The sequence below is a fragment of the Novosphingobium sp. G106 genome, from assembly GCF_019075875.1.
Lineage (GTDB): Bacteria > Pseudomonadota > Alphaproteobacteria > Sphingomonadales > Sphingomonadaceae > Novosphingobium.
The window spans coordinates 3,280,064-3,296,177 of the sequence record NZ_JAHOOZ010000001.1; the positions used below are offsets into that span (position 1 = coordinate 3,280,064).

Here is a 16,114-nt window from a genome sequence, read left to right on the forward strand (position 1 = left end):
TGCCCGATCGCTTACGACTTGTGCGCCGGATGCTTCTGAGGCGGGCCGGCGACCTGCTCGAAAGAACGGAAGCCATAGCGCTGGCCGTGGACGTAGATCGCCCCGAACTTGTCGAGCGTGCCGATCGGGCTGGCATCGATGCCGATGTGCTCGACGAAAGGCAGGTCGAAGGCCGGGCCGAGCAGTTCGGCGCGATACCAGTGGCGGTGCAGGTCCTCGAAGTAGATCGTGCTGTCGCCCACGGCACGCCAGTCGTCGACCCCGCCGTGGTTGGCAAAGGGGATCGAGGCCTCGCTGGCGTGGGAGGTCGAATTGCTCGCGGCAGCAAAGGCGGGCGAACCGGCCAGCAGCGCGGCGGCGAGCGACAGGGCAAAGAGGGAAAGCTTCATAGCAGGGCTCCTTTCCGGATGAAGCGCCATCCCGCCTGAATATTTCATGTCGCAGCCCGCGTGCCGCAAGCGGCTGCGACACTCTATTACCAATTGATCAGCCAGCCTCGGACGGCCAGGCGAGCGCCAGCGCGTGGTCGCGGATCGCTTCGGGCCACAGCTTGGCGACAGCTTCGAAAGCGGGACGATAACCGGCGTAGAGTGCACGGGTCGCCGCTTCGTAGCCGGGCCGGTCGCCGGCCATCACGGTGAGGAAACGGCAAGCCGCGTCGAGGCATTCCCGCTCGCTGCGGCCCGCGCGGAGCGCCGCCTCGACCAGCTTGCGCAGCGATACCGAAGCCCCGCCGGGCTGCTTCGCCAGCCATTCCCAATGGCGCGGCAGCAGGGTTACCTCGCGCGCCTCGACGCCGAGCGAAGGGCGGCCGCGGGGCCGCGGCGGCGGAGGAGCCCCGGTCAGGTCGAGATCGACCTGCCTGCCCGTCTCGTCGTCGAAAGCCAGCAGATCCGAACTGCGCGACAAAGGCTCGAGATCGCGCAGCGCCCCGGCGAACTCCTCGGGCGAACCGCGGGCGATCACTTCATCCTTGTAGAACACGGTCACGGACATGGTGCTTCTCCTTGCCATGACCACATATTTAACCCGGGTATTATTGTCAATATTAAACCCGGATAAAATTATATTCCCCCTGCCACCGCATCGGCCAGAGCGAAGTAGTTGCCGAGCATCCAGTTGACCGGCGGCAGCACGAAACGCTGGATGATGCTGAGGCCCGGCACCGCCCAGGGAAGCACGATCAGCAGCGCGATCATCAGCCCCAATCCATAGGGCCGGAGCCGCGCATATCGCTTCGCCGCGGCACGAGGCAGCAGCCCCTCGACGAGGTGCGAGCCGTCGAACGGCGGTATCGGCAACAGATTGAACAGGGCCAGGAACACGTTCACCTGGAGAAAATAGATCAGCGCAGTAGCGACAAAAGCGGCGAGGCTCTGGTCCTGCGGCACGCCGCCATGTTTCGCAGCGAGCAGGCCGAGCAGCACGGCGCCGATCGCAGCCAGGACGAAATTCGTCGCCGGCCCCGCGGCCGCTACCGCCATCATGCCGAAGCGCGGGTTCCGCAGCCGGTACTTGTTGACCGGCACCGGCTTGGCCCAGCCAATCACCGGGCCCTTCACCAATGCCAGGAAACCCGGCAGGATAATCGTGCCCATCGGATCGACATGACGCAGCGGATTGAGGCTCAGCCGGTTCGCCTCGTGTGCGGTCGGATCACCGAGCGCGCGCGCAACCCAGCCATGCGCGACTTCGTGGAAGACGATGGCGAAGATCAGCGGCAGGATCAGCGCCGCCGCCTGGAAAATTGTCTCGCTCATCAATTCCAATCCTCACGGAGCAGGCCGAAAATGCAGGTATTGCGCAGATGGCCCGTCCAGGTGACCCGATCCTGCCGCAGCAGCCCCTCGCGCTTCGCACCAAGCTTGAGTACGGCCGCCTGGCTGCGCGCATTGCGCTCGTCGATCCGGAACTCGATGCGGCGGAAGCCGCAAGCGAAAGCATGGTCGATCAGCAGGCGCTTCATCCGCGCGTTGTAACCAGTGCCGCGCACGCTGGGCGCGATATAGGTGCCGCCAAGCTCAAGCACGCCTTCCTGCGCATCGGGGCGCAGATAGGCCGTGGTGCCGACGACCCGCTCGTCCTGGCAGGCGGCGAAAAGCACGCCGTTGCCCGACCGGCGATTGGTGATCTCGGCGTCGAAATGCTCGCCCAGCAACGATCGCGGCATGATCTGCCAGATATCGGGATCCTCGGCGCAGGCCGCGCGCAGCGGCTCGACGTGGCGATCGGCGAAGAGCTCCATCCGCACTTCGCCATCGGTCAGTTCGGCGCTCAGCGCCTCGATATCAGCCACCATCGAGCGCCTCGGTGAAATGGCGGCGGCAGAGCGCGACGTAGCGGTCGTTGCCGCCCACCTCGATCTGCGCACCCTCGCGCACCGCGCCGCCATTCTCGTCGACACGCAGGTTCATCGTCGCCTTGCGGCCGCAATGGCATACCGCTTTCAATTCGATCAGCGAGTCGGCGATACCCAGCAGCGTCGCCGAACCGGGGAACAGCTCACCGCGGAAATCGGTGCGCAGGCCATAGCAGAGCACCGGAATATTCGCCTCGTCCGCCACACGCGCCAACTGCCAGACCTGCTCGGGCGACAGCCATTGTGCCTCGTCCACCAGCACGCAGGCCAGCGGCTGGACCGCATGGGCCGCGGTCACCCGCGCCCAGAGATCGGTCGCCGCGTCGTAGCGGTGCGCATCGTGCGCCAGGCCGATACGGCTTTCGATCGCGTTCTCCCCGCCGCGATCGTCGAGCGCCGCGGTCCACAGCATCGTCGCCATGCCGCGCTCGCGATAATTGAAGTCGGCCTGCAGCAGCGTGGTCGACTTGCCGGCATTCATACTGGCGTAGTAGAAATAGAGTTTGGCCATCGATCAACTGCGCAATGTTTCAACAGGAAGCGGTGCATCGCCTCCCGTGCGGCGGGCCAACTTACGATCGAAAGTGGCGAAGGCGTCGCTATACCCAACACCTGCTACAATATGCATGACATCGCCCCAGTCCGCGCCTTGCCGATAACGACCGATTGCCCAGATCAAGGCATCGTGGCGCTCGACCAGCACGGTGTCGAGATCGATGACCTGTTGCACCATGTCCGCTACAATCAGACGCGGCAGTCCGCGTGCTTTATGCAATACCCAGCCAAGTTCGATCAGTACGGTATGAGAAATCCAGACCGGCTCTGCCAGCAGCGTCTCCGCCACGCGCGCCTGCGCCGGGTCATCTCCCAAGACCCAGCGGGCTAGAACATTCGTATCGAGAGAACGCATGCCGGATTGTCAGGCGTCGAGTTCGGGATCGTCGATGTCCGGAGACCAGCTGAGCTGCTCGATCGGAATAGGCGGACCTTCGTGCCGATATATCTGGCGCAACCGCGCCGTAGCTTCCTCGACCGTCATTTTCTTCCGCTCGGGCCTTTTACGTAGCAATACGCCGTCGCCGGTCTCGACCAGTTCCAGCTGACTGCCCTGTGGCCAACCCAGCCGATCACGGACATCCTTAGGGATGACGACCTGCCCTTTGGCGGAAAGTTTCGTCTGCGCAGTCATATCGGTAAGATAGGTCTTACCTGCTGGCAAATCAATCGTCGCCTTCGTCATGCTCCAGATCGCGCGCGACGCGCGGATCGGAAAGCAGCTGCTCGATGTGGCCGGCAACATCGAAACTCTCGTCAGGCATGAACTTGAGCTTGGCCGCGAAGCGCAGCTTCAGCCGTTGCGCCACTTCGCGCTGGAAGAAGGCGGTGTTGGTGCGCAGCGCCTTGACCACAGCCTCCTCGTCCGAGCCGAGCAGCGGCTTCACATAGACCGTGGCGTGGCGCAGGTCGGGCGACATGCGCACTTCGGTAACGCTGACCGAATGGGCGATAAGCACTTCGTCGTGGACTTCCTGCCGGGTGAGCAGCTCGGACAGAACGTGCCGCACCTGTTCGCCGACCTTGAGAAGCCGGACGCTGCGGGTTTCGGGAGTGGTGTTGGGGCGGGCCATCGTCTGCAAATATCCGTCTTCAAACTTCGACCATCTTGGCCAGCATCCGCTTCATCGACCGCAAGCTCCGCGCGGTTCCGCGCAGGCCGAGCCGCCGCTCGATGAAAGCGCCGACCTGCTTGGCCTCGGCGGCGCCGGAAACATAGTCGATATGCAGCGCGCGGTCACCCATGGCGATTTGCTCGGCGCCCTGACGGCCCGTCTGCATAAGCGCAAAAGCCTCCGGATCGACCGGGCCGTCGAGGAAGAGCGTGTGAACGGAGCCCTCTTCGCCTTCCGCGGCGAAGGGGTTGTCCGCGATCGCAGCCGCGAGTGTCGGGGACGAGCGAACCAGCACAACGCTGGTCATGCCGAAGCGGGCCCGCATCATCCGCGAAAGCATTTCCTCGAGCCCGTCATCGGGCCGCTCGGGATGATCGAACAGGATGTTGCCGCCGGCGACCACGGTCTCGATATTCAAGCATCCCTCAGCCTCGAACGCCGCCCGCAGTTCCGCCATCGTCAACCGCTTGGCGCCGATGCGGAGACTGTCGAACAAGGCGATATAACGGCTCAAGCCGGAGCGTCGGTATAGAACGTCAGCCGGTTGCCAGCCGGATCGGTAATCGTGATTTCACGCGATCCCCAAGGCGTTTCCTCGGGCACGCCGGGCCGGGCATTGCCGAAATTCCTGCTGCGCAGGACTTCCATGTAAGCAGTCACGTCGTCCACCGGGATGCGGATCGCCGAGCCCGGCGTGGCATCGCCGTAGTGCTCGGAAATGTGCAGCTCGCAGTCACCCCGGCGAACCGCCATATACAACGGCAACCCCGGCTCGAAGCGGTGCTCGAACACCAGCTCGAAGCCGAGGAAGTCGATGTAGAACGCCTTGGCCCGCGCCTCGTCGAAGCTGCGCAGGATGGGCGTGGGCGATCCGAACAAGCCTTACAGCGTCCGTTCGCGCATCTCGACGTCGAAGGTCTCGAGGATATCGCCCGGCTTGATGTCGTTCGTATCCTGGAGGACCACGCCGCATTCGAGGCCGGCGCGGACTTCGGCCACGTCGTCCTTGAAGCGCCGCAGCGAGGCGATCGTCGTCTTGGTGATGATGACGTCGTCGCGCGTGACGCGGGCATGGAGGCCCTTGCGGATATAGCCGTCGGTGACGAGCAGGCCCGCCGCCTTGTCGCGCTTGCCCGCAGGGAAGATCTCCTTGATCTCGGCGCGGCCGACAACGGTTTCGATGCGTTCCGGACCCCAGATGCCAGCCATCTCCTGCGCGACTTCCGCCGTCAGATGATAGATCACGTCGAAGTACTTCATCGGCACCTTGTAACGCTCGATCATCTCGCGCGCCTTGGCGTTGGGACGGACGTTGAAGCCGACCACGGGGGCACCCGCCGCCTGCGCCAGGCTGACGTCGCTTTCGGTAATCGCACCGACGCCCGACTGCAGCACCTTCACCTTGATCTCGTCGTTCGAGATCTTGTTGAGCGCGTTGACGATGGCCTCGGCCGAACCCTGGACGTCGGCCTTGATGACGATCGGGTATTCGAGGACGGTCTGCTTGTCCTTGAGCGCCGAGAACATGTTCTCGAGGCTGACGGGCGCCGCGGTCGTCCGCTGCGTCGTCGCCTGCTCCTGACGATAGGCGGCGACTTCGCGGGCGCGCGACTCGTTCTCGACCACCGTCATCGTGTCGCCGGCCATCGGCACGCCGCCGAGGCCGAGGACCTCGACTGGCAGCGACGGCGGGGCTTCCTTGATCTGCCGGCCCTTGTCGTCGATCATCGCGCGAACGCGGCCCGACTGGGTGCCGACGACGAAGATGTCGCCGACCTTCAGCGTGCCGCGGTTGATCAGCACCGTCGCCAGCGGGCCCTTGCCCTTGTCGAGCTTGGCCTCGACCACGGTGGCCTCGGCTGAGCGGTCCGGATTGGCACGCAGTTCGAGCAGCTCGGCCTGGAGAAGGATCTTCTCGATCAGCTCGTCGAGCCCGGCACCGGTCTTGGCCGAGACTTCGACGTCCTGGACGTCGCCCGACATTTCCTCGACCACGATTTCGTGCTCGAGCAGGCGCTCGCGGATCTTCTGCGGGTTGGCCTCGTGCTTGTCGGCCTTGGTGATCGCGACGATCATCGGCACGCCCGCTGCCTTGGTGTGGTTGATGGCTTCCACGGTCTGCGGCATGATTCCATCATCGGCGGCCACCACCAGGATGACGATGTCGGTGATGTTGGCACCGCGCATACGCATCTCGGTGAAGGCCTCGTGGCCCGGCGTATCGAGGAAGGTGACGAGGTCGCCGCCCTTGGTCTTGATCTGGTAGGCGCCGATATGCTGGGTGATGCCGCCGGCTTCGCCGCGCACCACGTCGGTACCGCGCAGCGCGTCGAGCAGGCTGGTCTTGCCGTGATCGACGTGGCCCATGATCGTGACCACGGGCGGACGCGTCTGCAGCGTCTCCTCGGCATCGACGTCCGCCGCATGGTCGATGTCTACGTCGCTTTCGGACACGCGCTGGATGTTGTGGCCGAATTCCTCGACCAGCAGTTCGGCGGTGTCCTGGTCGATCGTCTCGTTGATGGTGACCGGCACGCCCATCTTGAACAGCGACTTGACGAGGTCGGAGCCCTTCTCGGCCATGCGGTTGGCGAGTTCCTGGACGGTGATCGCCTCGGGCACCACGACATCGCGGACCTGCTTTTCGCGCGGCTGCGACTGCCCGGCGTAATGGGCACGCTTTTCCTTCTCTCGCGCGCGCTTCAGCGCGGCGAGGCTGCGCGCGCGGGCGCCCTCGTCCTCGTTGAGCGCCTTGCTGACGGTCAGCTTGCCCGACTGGCGGCGATCGATCGCGTTCTTGTCGCGCGGATGCGCAACCTTCTTCGCGGCCGGCTCGGGACGCTTGGGTGCGACCACGGGGGTAAACCGGCGCGGCGCCGGAGCAGCGGCAGTGGCGCTGTCGCTCGCGGGCTCGGCAGCGGCTTCCTCGGCGGGTGCGGCGCTAGCCTCGGCCACGACTTCGGGAGTCGCGGGGGCTTCGGCAGCAGGCGCGGCTTCCGCCACGGGCGCGGCTTCAGGTGCAGGCTGCGGCGCAGCTTCGACGGCCGGGGCCTGAGCGGCTTCGGCACGCCGGCGCTCTTCCTCGGCAGCGCGCTGGCGCTCGTCTTCCTCGCGGCGGCTCGCGGCTTCGAGCGAGACCATGCGGGCCTCCTCGGCTTCACGCAGCAGACGGGTCTGGAGTTCCTGGCGAGTCTCGCCCGAAGGCGCGACATTGGCCGGGCGCGGCGCCGGGGCGGGCGCCCTCTGGACCGGGGCGGGTGCCGGAGTCGGCTCGGGAGCAGGCGGCGGCGCCACTTCGGGCGCGCCGGGCTTGCCGATCAGCTTGCGGCGCTTCACCTCGACCACGACCTTGTTCGTGCGGCCGTGGCTGAAGGTCTGCTTGACCTCGCCCGCTTCGACCGAGCGCTTCAGCCCAAGCGGCTTGCGGCCCAGAGTCGGTTTGTTGTCGGTATCGCTCATACTCGTACTTATACCCTTCGGTCCAAATCGGTCGTCATGGCCAGCGGCTCGGCGGAAACCGCCGTTGGCTTGCCTTCATCTGTGTCTGTCGCATCGGGTCCGGTCTTGCCGGATGAACCGAGGAAACGGAGCAAGCGCTGCAGCGGATCAGATAGCCTTTCGGCCGCCGCTTTATCTGCCAGCGCCAGGTGGACGACGTTGTCGCGGCCCAATGCCACAGACAGAGCCGCCCGGTCCAGTGGCAAGGTGACGCCGCGAAGGCCCGAGCCTTCCGCCTCCTCGCCCACGCGCCAGGCCTGATCGAGCTTGCGCGAGCCGTCTTCGGCCGCGTCGGCCGCATGCGCGAGCCAGCGGACCTTACCCATCCGCGCGTTCTCGGCGATGCGGTCGGAGCCGACGAGCAGCTTGCCCGCCCGCATTTCCAGCCCCAGCCGGTCGGTGAAAGCGCGCGTGAGCGCCACTTCGATCCGCTGGGGCAAGTCGTCGGGAATGGTCAGCGGCGAGCCCTTGAAGGCGCGCGCCAGCGCTCCCTTAAGTTTGCCCTTCGTCAACGCGATTTCAAGGTCTGCGCGCGACACGCCGATCCAGGCGCCGCGCCCGGGGGCACGCGCCAACACGTCGGGAAGCACGTCGCCGTCCGGCGAAATCGCCAGACGGATCAGCGCATCGCGCGATGCGTGCTCGCCGGAAAGGATGCATTTCCTTTCCGGGTCAGCCGCAGACCTGTCGGAACCTAGGCGCTCATTGTGAGGAATCCGCATCGGCGGCCTCCTCAGATGCAGGCTCGTCTTCGAACCAATGCGCGCGCGCGGCCATGATGATCTCGTTGCCCTGCTCTTCGCTCAGGCCATATTCGCCGAGCACGCCGCCCTTGTCTTCCTGACGATTCGAGTCGCGGCGCGGCGGCGAATTGTCGCGGCGGCGCTGCTCCTGGCGCTTCTTGGCGATGAGTTCGTCGGTCGCGAGATCGGCGAGGTCGTCGAGCGTCTTGATCCCGGCCTTGCCGAGCGTGACCAGCATCGCTTCGGTGAGGTGCGGCATCTCGGCCAGAGCGTCCTCGACGCCCAGCTCGCGGCGCTGTGCTCGGCTGGCTTCCTCGCGGCGCTCGAGCGCCTCGAGCGCACGGCTCTGCAATTCTTGGCCAAGCTCCTCGTCGAAGCCCTCGATCGTGGCGAGCTCGCTGAGTTCGATGTAAGCGACTTCCTCGAGCTCGCTGAAGCCTTCGGCCACAAGCAGCTGCGACAGCGTCTCGTCGACGTCGAGCTCTTCCTCGAACATCTTCGAACGCTCGGCGAATTCACGCTGGCGCTTCTCGGACGATTCGGCCTCGGTCATGATGTCGATGGCGGAGGCGGTCAGCTGCGAGGCGAGGCGCACGTTCTGGCCGCGACGGCCGATGGCCAGCGACAGCTGGTCGTCGGGAACGACGACTTCGATGCGGCTCTCTTCCTCGTCGATGACGACGCGGCTGACGGTCGCGGGCTGGAGCGCGTTGACCACGAAAGTCGCGGTGTCCTCGCTCCACGGGATGATGTCGATCTTCTCGCCCTGCAGCTCCTGCACGACGGCCTGGACGCGGCTGCCCTTCATGCCGACGCAGGCGCCGACCGGATCGATCGACGGATCGCGGCTGATCACGCCGATCTTGGCGCGGCTGCCCGGGTCGCGGGCGGCAGCCTTGATCTCGATGATATTGTCGTAGATCTCGGGCACTTCCTGCGCGAAGAGCTTCTTCATGAACTCGGGATGCGCGCGGCTGAGGAAGATCTGCGGGCCGCGGTTCTGGCGCTCGACCTTGAGGATCAGCGCGCGGACGCGCTCGCCGACGCGGGCGGCTTCGCGCGGGATCTGCTGATCGCGGCGGATGACGCCCTCGGCGCGGCCGAGGTTGACGATGACGTGGCCGAATTCGACCGACTTGATCACGCCGGTGATGATCTCACCCGCGCGGTCCTTGAATTCCTCGTACTGGCGCTCGCGCTCGGCATCGCGGACCTTCTGGAAGATCACCTGCTTGGCCGACTGCGCGTCGATGCGGCCCAGGTCGACCGCGGGCAGCGGATCGACGATGAAGTCACCGAGCTGGGCGCCCGGCTGCAGCTTCTCGGCGGCCTTCAGATCGACCTGCTTGAAGTAGTCCTCGACCTCTTCCACCACTTCGACGACGCGCCACAGGCGCAGGTCGCCGGTGCGCTGGTCGAGCTTGGCGCGGATGTCGTTCTCCGCGCCGTAGCGGTTGCGCGCCGACTTCTGGATCGCCTCTTCCATCGCCTCGATGACGATCGACTTGTCGATCATCTTCTCGGTCGCGACCGAAGTCGCGATCGCGAGCAGTTCGGCGCGGTTTGCGGACATCGCACTGGCCATTATGAGTCTTCCTGTTCCTCGAAAATCTCTTCAGCGCCCTCAAAGTCCTCGGCGACGTCTTGTTCGTCGGCACCGGAACTGTCCAGCGGGCGCGTGGCGGCAATCAGCTTGTCGGTCAAGACCAGCTTGGCAGAATGAATATCGGCGAGCGAAAACGAGACAGGGCCCGATTTCTTGTCGTCGAGCGTGACGGTCTCGCCTTCGAGGCCGATCAGATTGCCCTGGATCGACTTGCGATTACCCTCGACCGGATTGATCAGCTGGACACGGGCCTCATGCCCGGCCCAATCGGAAAAGTCCTTCGGGCGGGTCAGCGGCCGATCGATGCCGGGCGAACTGACTTCGAGCCGGTAGGCATCTTCGATCAGCGTTTCGCCCGCGGCTTCCAGCTCGTCGATGCGGTCGGAAATGCGGCGCGAGAGCGCAGCGCAGTCTTCCAGCACCAACTGGCCGGTGTCGGGCCGCTCGGCCATGATCTGAAGCGTGTGCTCCTCGTCACCGACCTCGCTCTTGCCGAACAGAATCACGCGCACGAGATCGAAGCCCAAGGCCTTTGCCTCGGGCTCGACGATCTCTGTAATGCGCGCAATATTCGTCATGCCAACTCCACAAACCGACATTCGAGCCCAAAAGCACGAAGTGAACAAAGCCGGTGGGCGCCGGTGCCTTTCGGCGCCGGCCCAGACTTTGCTTCACAATGTCGGGATGAGGCGCAGATAGGTCTAATCGCGCCCGAATGCAAGCCCAATCGGCTATTCGATGGTGATTGATTCCGGGCTATCGACCGGCATTCCGGCGGACCGAGCAGCGGCCTCGTGACCATAGCCGGCGGCGCGGGCCTCGGCATATTTGCGACGGGCCTCGGCCGAACCGCGGCTATCCGCGCGATCGCGCCCGATCTCGCGCATGGCTTCGATTCCTTCGTGCGCTGCGGAGACGCCCTTGGCGAGTTGTCCTGCCTGCTGGAACACACCCGCCTTGGGATCGACGTTCATCGTGCCGAGCGCATAGGCCGCGGCCGCCTCGGGATTGTGCTCGAGATAGGTGCCGCCGACACCGATCGCCAGGATCGCGATGAGCCAGACGGCGCCGATGACCTTGAATATGGTTCGCACAGGATTCATTGCGGATCGCCCCGACAACCGCTGCCTGACGGCCCTTTGCCAGCCTGTCGTTGAAGAATCGCTAAAGCGGGAGGACTTGTGCACCGCTGCGCTTCGATTAGATGACCCGCCATGCGCAGCCTCGAAGACATCCGCGAAGAGTACGAGTTCCTCGACGGCGACGAGCGCTATCGCCTGCTGATCGAACTGGGCCGCGAGCTCGATGCTATGCCCGATGCGCTCAAGACCGACGCCACCAAGGTCCGCGGCTGCTCGGCCAGCGTCTGGGTCTATCCGACAAAGGCCGATGACGGGGGCTTGCACTTCCTGGCAGACAGCAACGCCGCGATTACCAAGGGCATTGTCGCGCTGGTGCTCTCGGCCGTACAGGACAAGCCCGCCGCCGAAGTCGCCGAGACCGACATCGCCGCCGAGCTCGCCCCGTTCGACCTCAAGAACCAGCTCTCGTCGAACCGCACCCAGGGCATTCCCAACATGATCGCGCTGATCCGCGAGACCGCCGCGCGCTACGCGGCAGGCTGAGCCGAGATGGCCAGGCATCTCTACCTGGCCGCCGGACTGATCTGCGTCGCGCTCGGCGCGATCGGCGCTTTCCTGCCCGTGCTGCCGACCGTGCCGTTCCTGCTGCTCGCGGTGTTCTGTTTCGCGCGCAGCCGCCCCGAATGGGCCGAACGGCTCTATGCCCACCCGCGCTACGGCCCGGCGCTGCGGCAATGGCGCGACCGGCGGGCGATCTCGCGCAAGGCCAAGCTGTCCGCGCTCGCGGTCATGGCGCTCAGCGCTGCTGTATCCTGGGCGACGATCGGCTGGCCCTGGGCGGCGGCGGTCACAGGCGTGCTGCTCTGCACCGGAACCTGGATAGCGACGCGTTCGGAGTGATAATCCACTTGGCGGAGTGATGGCCCCATTTGGGGATTGACCGGGCTCCGGCGGCAGTCCGTAATCCTGTCCAATCGTACGAAAAAAGTATCGGGAGATTCGGATGGAAAAGCTGCGCGTCGTGCAATGGAACACCGGCAAGGTCGGCAAGCTCGCGACGCGGGCGATCCTCGACAATCCGACCCTCGAACTGGTCGGCGTCTATGCCCATTCGCCCGAGAAGCACGGAATGGATGCTGGCGCGCTCTCCGGCCGTCCCGATACCGGCATCAAGGCAACCGGTGACATCGACGCGATCGTCGCGCTGAAGCCCGACGTTGTCCTCTACACCCCGTTCACCGGCGACGTCGATGAACTGGTCAAGCTGCTCGAAAACGGCATCAACGTGCTCAGCACCAACCTGCTGTTCCATGTCGGCGGCGTGCGCGGCGAAGTGAAGGACCGGCTGCAGGCGGCGGGCGAGCGCGGCAACGCATCGCTCTACATCACCGGCATCAACCCGGGCTGGATCAACTCGATCGCCACCTCGATCACCGCGATCTGCAACAAGGTCGATTGCGTCTCGATCTACGAATCGGCCGATTGCTCGGGCTACGAATCGCCCGAGACCTGGAATTTCTTCCGCTTCGGCCAGCACGGAGTCACCGACGAAGTGGTCGAGGCCGCGAAGACCTGGCTGGTCATGTTCCAGGACGCCGCCGAGCGCGTCGCCGAAGGCATCGGCCTGAAGGTCGAGGAGTTCGAATTCTACTGCGACTATGCCACCGCCGCCGAGCGCGTCGATCTCGGCTGGTTCCTCATGGAAAAAGGCACCAACGCCGCGGTCCGCGCCGGCTGGAACGGCAAGATCAAGGGCGAGACGCGGGTGCGCGCGCAGGTCACCTGGTACCTGACCAAGAAGATCGCCGAGGACTGGGACATCGACGACAAGGAATACCACCTCGTCGTCGACGGCCAGCCGAGCGTCGACCTGCATATGCATTTCACCAACCCGCCGGACTCGCCGGTCGACGGCCCCTGGGACACCACCGGCACGACCTCCTACGCGACGGTCAACGCCATCCGCCAGATCAAGGAAGCCAAACCCGGCGTGCTGACGCTGCACGACATCGGGCTGCCCTACGCGCCCGCCGGCGACTGGGAAGGAACGCGCGCATGAAGTACTATTCGGTCGAAGAAGCCCGCCAGATGCCGGGGCTGCGCCTGGTCCTTACCGCGCATATGCCCGGCCCCTGGGGCGAGGCCGCCAAGGCCGTGCTCGGCGCGCGCAATGTCGCTTACATCCCGGTCGAGCAGTTGGCGATGGAACCAAACGAAGACCTGTTCCAGTGGACCGGGATAAGAAATGCGCCGATTGCCGTGCTCGACGACGAGCCGCCGGTGCACACCTGGCTCGACATCCTGCTGCTTGCGGAGCGCATCGGCACCGGCCCCTCGCTGATGCCCGAGGACGAGCTCGACCGCGCGCTGATGATGGGCATCTCGACCGAACTCTGCGGTTCGGACGGCTTCGGCTGGTCGCGCCGGCTCGAGCTGATGGGACGTCCCTCGACCAAGAACCCGACTGACGGTGCCACCTACGACATGGCGCGCATGATCCGCATGTACGGCGTCTCGCAGGAAGCGATCGACCGCGCGCCGGGGCGCATGGCCCAGATCATGCGCGGACTCGCCAAGCAGCTTCACAAGCAGGAGGCCGCCGGCAGCGAGTACCTGGTGACCGACCGGCTGACCTATTGCGATCTCCACTGGGCCAGCCTCTCGCTGTTCGTCTCGCCGCTGCCGCCCGAGCAATGCGCGATGCCCGATTTCATGCGCGACAACTACAGCCACCTGACGCCCGAACTGGCCGACGCGCTCGACCCGATCCTGCTGCGCCACCGCGATCGCGTCTACGAGCGCCACATCGCCCTGCCCCTCGATTTCTAAGGCCCCGCAATCCTCATGATCGATCTCTATTACGCGCCCACGCCCAACACGTGGAAAGCGAGCATAATGCTCGAGGAGTGCGGGCTGCCGTACAAGGCGGTCCCGCTCGACATCATGTCGGGCGAGCAGAAGCAGCCCGAATTCCTCGCGATCAATCCCAACGGCCGCATTCCCGCGCTCGTCGATCACGACACGCCCGACGGTCCGCAACCCGTGTTCGAATCGGGCGCGATCCTGGTCTATTTGGCCGAGAAGACCGGGAAGTTCCTCGCCCCGTCGGGCCGAGCGCGGACCGAGGCTTTCTCGTGGCTGATGTGGCAGATGGGCGGGCTTGGCCCCATGGCCGGCCAGGCGCACCACTTCCGCCGCTATGCGCCCGAGGGCAACGAATACTCCGCGGAGCGCTTCACCGCCGAGGCCGCCCGCCTCTACAGTGTGATGGACAGCCACCTGGCCGACCGCGAGTGGCTGGCCGGCGGCGCTTACTCGATCGCCGACATCGCGAGCTGGGGCTGGGTCTGGTTCCACCCGATGCACGGCCAGAACCTCGACGACTTCCCTGCGGTGAAGCGCTGGTTCTACGAGATCTCAGACCGGCCCGCGGTCCAGCGCGCGCGGCTGGTGGGCATGGAGGACCAATCCGAGGAAACCCGCGCCCGGTTCACGGGGCCTTATTACAATATGAACCCTTGACGGGCATGACGCCCCGACAAGCAACCACGCGATGAAGGGCGAATAGGCGGCCGTCGGACGCCCGTGATACGCAATCGGACATGAAATCACTCATTTATATCAGCCGGCGGACCAGCTCGGCCGCCGAACTCGGCGCGGAGGTGGACGACATCGTCACGGTCGCCCGGTCACGGAACAAGCAACTCGACGTGACCGGCGCGCTCATCGCCACACCGTCCCATTTCGCCCAGGTGCTCGAAGGGACCGAGGCGGCGCTGCAGGAGCTGATGTCCAGCATCCTGCGCGACAAGCGTCATTTCATCACCGATATCCTCGATCTCGAGCCCACGCCGGATCGTCAATTCGCCGGCTGGTGGCTCGCCTATCACGGCGATTCCAGCCTCGTCTCGGCCATGCTTACCGAGGCCATCGCCGTGCCGGACTTCGAGCTGCAAGGCCATGTCGAACAGATCCTGGCCCTGATGCACATGTTCGCCGGATCCTAGTCCTCCAGCGCCTGGCGCAGCACCGCGATCCCCGCCTGCCGTTGATCCCTGAGTTCGCGCTTGAGTGCGGCAGGATCGCGCGCGATTACGAAGCCGAAGCTGACGCCGCCTTCCTTGCTGGTGGTCGCGTGGTGCAGCTTGTGGGCCTGGACCAGGCGGCGGGCATAGCCCCGGCGCGGCACCCAGCGGAAATAGCGCTGGTGGACCAGCCCGTCGTGGATCAGCGTATAGATTACGCCGTAGCAAAGAATACCGAGACCGATCCAGGTGGCCGGCTCCCAGGCGGCGGCACCGAGCACCAGCGGGCTGCCCAGCGCGAACATTGAAATGCTCATCGCCGCGCCAACCAGAGCGTAGAGATCGTTCTTCTCGAGCAGCTTGTCATGCGGCTCGTGGTGGTCGCGGTGCCAGCCCCAGCCAAAGCCGTGCATAACGTACTTGTGGCTCGCCCAGGCGACGAGTTCCATCGCGGCGATGGTGGCGAGGACGATGAGGGCGGCGACGGCCGGGGGCATAATTCTCCTTTAATCTGAAGTTCATCGATTGGCCACGCATGCGGCACATCGCGACCATTAGCGACAGTTTGAAACGAGCCTTTTTACACATATCGGCGTTTAACGAGGGTATCCCGACCCCAGGGAGAAATCGGAGAAAGTCCATGAAGACGTTCAAGAAATTCGCTGCAACCCTCGCCATTGCCGCCGCTTCGCTGTCGATCGCCGGCGCCGCCCAGGCGCAGAACTATGGCCCGACCGGCCCGAACCGCGGCCAGCATCAGGCGATCCAGCAGGGCTGGAACCTGAGCCCGGCGCGCAGCGCGCAGATCCGCCAGGACATCGCTTCGCTGAACACCGCGATCGACCGCGCCGCCGCCCGCCGCACCATCTCGCCGCGCGAAGCCGCCGGCCTGCGCCAGCAGGCGCGCGACGTGCAGCGTCTCTATGGGCAGTATGCCCGCGGCGGCCTCGACCGCGGCGAAGTCCGCAACCTGCAGACCCGGGTGAACCAGGTCCGCGTTGCGCTCCGCATGGAGCGTCGTGATTGGGATAACGCCCGCGGCTGACGCAGGCTGATCCCATCTCCGGCAGCGCGGCGGTCGTCCCCCTGACCGCCGCGCTCTTCGTGTTTGCAAGATGCTTGAAATGGCCC

General features: G+C 65.3%; 23 protein-coding genes. 7 read left to right on the forward strand and 16 right to left on the reverse strand.

What is annotated here, in order from left to right; translation table 11 throughout:
* Window positions 1–11: 11 nt before the first annotated feature.
* The 15 genes from KRR38_RS15525 to KRR38_RS15595 all read right to left on the reverse strand — a co-directional run bounded on the left by KRR38_RS15525 (window position 12) and on the right by KRR38_RS15595 (window position 10,979).
* Window positions 12–389: a DUF6491 family protein gene (locus KRR38_RS15525; RefSeq protein WP_217403120.1), complete on the reverse strand. Its 378-nt coding sequence runs from the start codon at window positions 387–389 to the stop codon at window positions 12–14.
* Window positions 390–486: 97 nt separating this feature from the next.
* Entirely contained in the window at window positions 487–996 is a 510-nt protein-coding gene (locus tag KRR38_RS15530; RefSeq protein WP_217403122.1) for a DUF2239 family protein, read from the reverse strand.
* Between the two features lie 68 nt (window positions 997–1,064).
* Window positions 1,065–1,760, reverse strand: coding sequence for a site-2 protease family protein (locus KRR38_RS15535; protein WP_217403124.1), 696 nt, complete (start codon window positions 1,758–1,760; stop codon window positions 1,065–1,067).
* Entirely contained in the window at window positions 1,760–2,299 is a 540-nt protein-coding gene (locus KRR38_RS15540; protein WP_217403126.1) for a GNAT family N-acetyltransferase, read from the reverse strand. Before KRR38_RS15540 ends, KRR38_RS15535 begins: the two co-directional genes overlap by 1 nt.
* Window positions 2,289–2,870 (reverse strand): thymidine kinase, encoded by a 582-nt coding sequence (locus KRR38_RS15545; RefSeq protein ID WP_217403127.1) that lies wholly within the window; start codon window positions 2,868–2,870, stop codon window positions 2,289–2,291. Before KRR38_RS15545 ends, KRR38_RS15540 begins: the two co-directional genes overlap by 11 nt.
* Window positions 2,871–2,873: 3 nt before the next feature.
* Window positions 2,874–3,269, reverse strand: coding sequence for a type II toxin-antitoxin system VapC family toxin (locus KRR38_RS15550; protein ID WP_217403129.1), 396 nt, complete (start codon window positions 3,267–3,269; stop codon window positions 2,874–2,876).
* Window positions 3,270–3,278: 9 nt separating this feature from the next.
* Window positions 3,279–3,599 (reverse strand): AbrB/MazE/SpoVT family DNA-binding domain-containing protein, encoded by a 321-nt coding sequence (locus KRR38_RS15555; protein WP_254514828.1) that lies wholly within the window; start codon window positions 3,597–3,599, stop codon window positions 3,279–3,281.
* Window positions 3,580–3,987, reverse strand: a complete 408-nt coding sequence (rbfA, locus tag KRR38_RS15560) for a 30S ribosome-binding factor RbfA (RefSeq protein ID WP_217403137.1) — start codon at window positions 3,985–3,987, stop codon at window positions 3,580–3,582. Before rbfA ends, KRR38_RS15555 begins: the two co-directional genes overlap by 20 nt.
* Window positions 3,988–4,006: 19 nt before the next feature.
* Window positions 4,007–4,543 (reverse strand): DUF1697 domain-containing protein, encoded by a 537-nt coding sequence (locus tag KRR38_RS15565; protein ID WP_217403145.1) that lies wholly within the window; start codon window positions 4,541–4,543, stop codon window positions 4,007–4,009.
* Entirely contained in the window at window positions 4,540–4,908 is a 369-nt protein-coding gene (locus KRR38_RS15570; RefSeq protein WP_217403147.1) for a glyoxalase superfamily protein, read from the reverse strand. Before KRR38_RS15570 ends, KRR38_RS15565 begins: the two co-directional genes overlap by 4 nt.
* 3 nt (window positions 4,909–4,911) lie before the next feature.
* Window positions 4,912–7,488, reverse strand: a complete 2,577-nt coding sequence (gene infB / locus KRR38_RS15575) for a translation initiation factor IF-2 (protein ID WP_217403154.1) — start codon at window positions 7,486–7,488, stop codon at window positions 4,912–4,914.
* Between the two features lie 8 nt (window positions 7,489–7,496).
* Complete coding sequence (locus tag KRR38_RS15580; RefSeq protein ID WP_217403160.1) at window positions 7,497–8,249, reverse strand: DUF448 domain-containing protein; 753 nt, start codon at window positions 8,247–8,249, stop codon at window positions 7,497–7,499.
* Window positions 8,230–9,855 (reverse strand): transcription termination factor NusA, encoded by a 1,626-nt coding sequence (nusA, locus tag KRR38_RS15585; RefSeq protein ID WP_217403162.1) that lies wholly within the window; start codon window positions 9,853–9,855, stop codon window positions 8,230–8,232. The genes KRR38_RS15580 and nusA overlap by 20 nt, the downstream gene beginning before the upstream one ends.
* The gene (gene rimP / locus KRR38_RS15590; protein WP_217403164.1) at window positions 9,855–10,454 is read right to left on the reverse strand and encodes a ribosome maturation protein RimP; all 600 of its coding nucleotides are present in this window, start codon (window positions 10,452–10,454) and stop codon (window positions 9,855–9,857) included. The genes nusA and rimP overlap by 1 nt, the downstream gene beginning before the upstream one ends.
* A 153-nt stretch (window positions 10,455–10,607) precedes the next feature.
* Window positions 10,608–10,979 carry a hypothetical protein gene (locus KRR38_RS15595; protein WP_217403166.1) on the reverse strand — a complete coding sequence of 124 codons (372 nt, stop codon included), beginning with the start codon at window positions 10,977–10,979 and terminating at the stop codon, window positions 10,608–10,610.
* Between the two features lie 111 nt (window positions 10,980–11,090).
* Between KRR38_RS15595 and KRR38_RS15600 the strand changes: the two genes are divergently transcribed.
* From KRR38_RS15600 to KRR38_RS15625, 6 genes are all read left to right on the forward strand, one after another.
* Window positions 11,091–11,501 (forward strand): SufE family protein, encoded by a 411-nt coding sequence (locus tag KRR38_RS15600; protein WP_217403168.1) that lies wholly within the window; start codon window positions 11,091–11,093, stop codon window positions 11,499–11,501.
* 6 nt (window positions 11,502–11,507) lie between these two features.
* Window positions 11,508–11,858 (forward strand): YbaN family protein, encoded by a 351-nt coding sequence (locus tag KRR38_RS15605; RefSeq protein WP_217403170.1) that lies wholly within the window; start codon window positions 11,508–11,510, stop codon window positions 11,856–11,858.
* Window positions 11,859–11,961: 103 nt separating this feature from the next.
* Entirely contained in the window at window positions 11,962–13,017 is a 1,056-nt protein-coding gene (locus KRR38_RS15610) for a hypothetical protein (protein ID WP_217403172.1), read from the forward strand.
* Window positions 13,014–13,787 (forward strand): hypothetical protein, encoded by a 774-nt coding sequence (locus KRR38_RS15615; RefSeq protein WP_217403174.1) that lies wholly within the window; start codon window positions 13,014–13,016, stop codon window positions 13,785–13,787. The genes KRR38_RS15610 and KRR38_RS15615 overlap by 4 nt, the downstream gene beginning before the upstream one ends.
* Window positions 13,788–13,802: 15 nt before the next feature.
* The gene (locus KRR38_RS15620) at window positions 13,803–14,480 is read left to right on the forward strand and encodes a glutathione S-transferase family protein (protein WP_217403176.1); all 678 of its coding nucleotides are present in this window, start codon (window positions 13,803–13,805) and stop codon (window positions 14,478–14,480) included.
* Between the two features lie 80 nt (window positions 14,481–14,560).
* Complete coding sequence (locus KRR38_RS15625) at window positions 14,561–14,965, forward strand: BLUF domain-containing protein (protein WP_217403183.1); 405 nt, start codon at window positions 14,561–14,563, stop codon at window positions 14,963–14,965.
* Here the strand turns inward: KRR38_RS15625 and KRR38_RS15630 are convergent.
* Complete coding sequence (locus KRR38_RS15630) at window positions 14,962–15,480, reverse strand: sterol desaturase family protein (protein WP_217403185.1); 519 nt, start codon at window positions 15,478–15,480, stop codon at window positions 14,962–14,964. The two genes, KRR38_RS15625 and KRR38_RS15630, sit on opposite strands and share 4 nt — an antisense overlap.
* Window positions 15,481–15,623: 143 nt before the next feature.
* On the opposite strand from KRR38_RS15630, the gene KRR38_RS15635 reads away from it, so the two are divergent.
* Window positions 15,624–16,028, forward strand: coding sequence for a hypothetical protein (locus KRR38_RS15635; protein ID WP_217403187.1), 405 nt, complete (start codon window positions 15,624–15,626; stop codon window positions 16,026–16,028).
* Window positions 16,029–16,114 lie beyond the last annotated feature (86 nt).